Origin of the sequence: Intrasporangium chromatireducens Q5-1 (genome assembly GCF_000576575.1) — a bacterium.
GTDB lineage: Bacteria > Actinomycetota > Actinomycetes > Actinomycetales > Dermatophilaceae > Intrasporangium_A > Intrasporangium_A chromatireducens.
Window position 1 is genome coordinate 1 of record NZ_AWQS01000318.1, and the last position, 3,735, is coordinate 3,735.

3 protein-coding genes are annotated in these 3,735 nt (G+C 72.2%); all 3 read right to left on the bottom strand.

Annotated features, from left to right (window positions below; translation table 11 throughout):
- Positions 1-30 precede the first annotated feature (30 nt).
- Complete coding sequence (locus N864_RS20220) at positions 31-1,368, bottom strand: glutamate mutase L (protein WP_034721650.1); 1,338 nt, start codon at positions 1,366-1,368, stop codon at positions 31-33.
- A 22-nt stretch (positions 1,369-1,390) separates the two neighbouring features.
- On the bottom strand, positions 1,391-2,569 hold the full coding sequence (locus N864_RS20225) for a cystathionine gamma-synthase (protein ID WP_034721651.1): 1,179 nt from the start codon (positions 2,567-2,569) through the stop codon (positions 1,391-1,393).
- Positions 2,570-2,654: 85 nt separating this feature from the next.
- The gene (locus N864_RS20230) at positions 2,655-3,668 is read right to left on the bottom strand and encodes a GNAT family N-acetyltransferase (RefSeq protein WP_051518858.1); all 1,014 of its coding nucleotides are present in this window, start codon (positions 3,666-3,668) and stop codon (positions 2,655-2,657) included.
- Positions 3,669-3,735: the final 67 nt, after the last annotated feature.

A 3,735-nucleotide genomic window follows, 5' to 3' on the forward strand; every position in this document is an offset into this window, starting at 1 on the left:
GCCTCTCGACGGTTCGTGGCCTCTCGACGGTCAGATCTGGGCCGCCACGGCGGCGGCCGCATCCGGCTCCTGCTCAGCGAGCAGGCCCGCGACGAACAGCAGGTAGCTCGCATCGACCTCGGCCTTGGCCGCCCGCGGCACCTTCCAGCCACCGGCGTGGTCCGCGAGAACCGACCCGAGGACCCGCTCGCGCCCCGCCTCGTCCGCGTGCCGCAGCACTCCCCCGGACCCGACGAGCGTCGTCACGTTGGCGAGCGGCCGCGGTGACTCCGTGGGCTGGGCCGGACGGGCGTGCCGCCGCACGGCGACCAGCGCCGCCAGCCGGGCGAGCTCGACGTCGAGGCGGCGCTCACGGTCGTCCGCTGGGACGGCATCGGGGCGCGACGCCAGCTGAGCGGCATACGTCCGCAGTTCCTCCCAGCACGGCACGGATTCGACGAGCCGCTCGGACTCGGCCGCCTCGAGAACCCCTGGGGCGTTCCACCGCATCCCGAGGTCGCCCTCCACCGTGCGCCCGTGCCACAACGTCGCGACGACGTCCTTGCGCAGGCTCGCGTCCTCGCCCTCGGGGGTGATGACGGAGTAGACGTCCGTCGTCGCGCCGCCGATGTCGAGCACAAGCACATCGCCGCCGACCCGCGAGGCGAGCACCTCGACGCCGCGGAGCACGACGTCCGGGGTCGCGCCCTCCACCATCGTGCCGAACGCCGGGTCCTTCGACAGGCCCTTGCCGCCGATGACGTGGCGCAGGAACGCTTCCCGGATCGCGGCGCGCGCCGACTCGGGCGCGACGACGCCGATCTCGGGCAGCACGTTGCCGGCGAGGATCGTGGGTCGCTGGGTCTCGGCCAGCAGCGCGGCCGCCTCATCGCGGGCCTCGATGTTGCCGGCCAGGACGATCGGCACGGCATGTGCGCCGTGCCCGCCGATGGCGGCCTTCCCGAGCCGGGCTGCGTTGTGCAGCAGGACGTCGGCGTTGCCGCCGTCCGTGCCTCCCACGAGCAGGACGATGTCCGGACGAGCAGCCCGTATGCCGCTCACCTCCTTCGTCGTGAGCGGTCCGCTCGCGACGTGGACGACCTTCGCACCCGCGGAGAGGCCGACCCGATGACCGGCCTGCGCGGTGACGGTCGCCTCGTAGCCGACGACGGCGAGACGCAGGCCGCCGCCCGCGCTCGAGCAGGCGTGCACCGTCGCGTCGTCCGGGACGTCGAGGGCTCGCCGCAGGGTGCGGTAGCCGTCGAGGATGTCGCCGCTCCCCTGCGTGCCGGTGGTCGGGGTGGCCGCGGTCCGGATGACCGTGCCGTCCCCGGCGACGAGCGCGCCCTTCGTGAAGGTCGACCCGAAGTCGACGGCGAGGATCGTCATGTCGCTGTCGGGGTGCCGGTGCTCAGGCGTGGATGTCGAGCGCCTCGCGCAGGTCCTCGATGAGGTCGTCGACGTCCTCGATGCCGACCGAGAGCCGGATCAGGTCGGCGGGGACCTCGAGCTCGGTGCCGGCCACGCTCGCGTGCGTCATCCGGGCCGGGTGCTCGATGAGCGACTCGACGCCGCCGAGCGACTCGCCGAGGGTCCACAGCTGGACGGCGGCACACGCCTTGACCGCGGCGTCCTCGCCCTTCTTCAGGCGGAAGCTCACCATGCCGCCGAAGCGCTTCATCTGCCGGGCGGCCACCTCGTGGTTCACGTGCGACGGCAGCCCCGGGTAGTAGACCTGCGAGACGCCGTCGTGCCCCGTGAGGAAGTCCACGACCTTCTCGGCGTTGTCGCAGTGCCGCTCCATCCGGACGGCGAGGGTCTTCAGGCCGCGGAGGGTCAGCCAGGAGTCGAACGGGCCGGCCACGCCGCCAATGCTGTTCTGGTGGAACGCGATCCGGTCCTCAGCATCCTCGAACCCCGCGACGGAGATCTGCCGAGCCGTGACAACCATGCCGCCGACGACGTCGCTGTGGCCACCGCTGTACTTCGTCGTGGAGTGCGTGACGACGTCGGCGCCGAGGGCGAGCGGGTTCTGCAGGTAGGCACTGGCGAACGTGTTGTCGACGACGAGGACCGCACCGGCCTCGTGCGCGATCTCCGCGATCGCCGCGATGTCGGCGACGCCGAGGAGCGGGTTGGTCGGCGTTTCGACCCAGACGAGCTTGGTCCGGCCGGGAACGATCGCGGCACGCACCGCGTCGACGTCGGCGATCCGGGCGATCGAGTGCTCGATGCCCTGCGGCCTGGCCACCTTGTTGAAGTAGCGGTAGGTCCCGCCGTAGGCGTCGCTCGGCACGACGACGTGGTCACCGGGAACGAGCAGCGACCGGACGAGGGTGTCCTGCCCGGCCAGGCCCGACGCGAAGGCGAAGCCACGGCTGCCGCCCTCGAGCGCCGCGAAGCACTCCTCGAGCGCGGTGCGGGTCGGGTTCGCCGACCGGCTGTACTCGTAGCCGCCGCGGAAGCCGCCGATCCCGTCCTGCTTGTACGTCGAGACCTGGTAGATCGGCACGCTCACCGCCCCGGTCGAGGCGTCGGCCGGCTGGCCGGCGTGGATGGCACGGGTGGAGAAGCCCTGCTCGTCAGACATGCCCGTCAGCCTAGCCAAGACGCCGTATGCCGCTGAGCCGCCTGCCCTGCGCGCCCGGCCCGGGTGCGTGGCGGGCGCGCTGGGCTCAGGACAGCACCTTCTGCCACTCGCGGCTGTACCCGTCGACGGCGTAGCCGAGCTGCCGGTTCACCGCGAGCATGTGGGTGTTGTCGTCCGCGTTCCACGTCCGGACCGAGGCGACGGCGGGCAGCTCGTCCATGAGACGCAGGGCGGTGGCCGCCTTGAGCCGGGCCCCCAACGCATGACCGCGGTGCTCCCGCAGCACGAGGGTGTCCTGCTGGTAGGCCAGCGTTCCGTCCCCGGTCGGGACGTGCACGTCGGTGTAGCCGACGAGGCGACCGGTCGGGACGTGACGAGCCACGCTCACGAGGACCCGTCGACCGCCGTTGCGCATGCTCTCGTGCTGAGCCCGGACCCGCTCGACGTCCCAGGCCTCCTCCTCGGTCTGCAGGTCGCCCAGGGGCGCGTCGGTCGACATGCGGGTGCGAAGCAGGGCCAGGTCCTCGAACCAGGGCTCTGGCAGGTCGTCGACGATCGTCTCGACCACGTAGTCCTCGGCACCCGGTCCCTCGAGGATCGCCGTGAGCGCCTCTCGGTCGGCGGGCAGGGGCTGTCTGCTGCGCAGCGTCGTCTGGGCGATCGCGTAGCCGCGCGACTTCGCCCACCCCTCCCGCTCGTCGCTGCCGCCGTGCGCCCACTCGGTCTCCGCCAGCAGGGTGGTGCGACCGTTGTCGGCCGCGACCCGCTCCGCCCGGTCGAGGAGGGCCGAACCGATGCCCTGTCCCCTCGCCGACGCCTGCACCGAGAGCCAGAGCATGGCCATGTGATGGTTGTCGTGCAGCGGCATCATGACCTCGAGGGCCCCGACGACGCTGCCGTCCTGGACCGCGACCAGGTCGACCCGGCGCCGGTCTCCTCGCCGGTGGATCGCCCGCATCTCCGACACGGTCCAGCAGCTGCCGGTGTCACCGAAGAGCTCCCGCTGGATGCCGTTGTGCACGCCGAGCCACTGCTCGGTGATCACCTCCTGCGTGGGGTCGAGGGGGTCGAGGGGCAAGACGTCGAAGGGTTCGCTCACGCGCCACATCCTGTCCAGCGGACCGCCGGCCGCGCCACCAAGTTTCTGCCGGCTCCTCCCCGTCGAG

Coding starts and splice junctions, on each gene's coding strand:
- N864_RS20220 (WP_034721650.1), bottom strand. CDS start 1,368: ATGACGATCCTCGCCGTCGACTTCGGGTCGACCTTCACGAAGGGCGCG.
- N864_RS20225 (WP_034721651.1), bottom strand. CDS start 2,569: ATGTCTGACGAGCAGGGCTTCTCCACCCGTGCCATCCACGCCGGCCAG.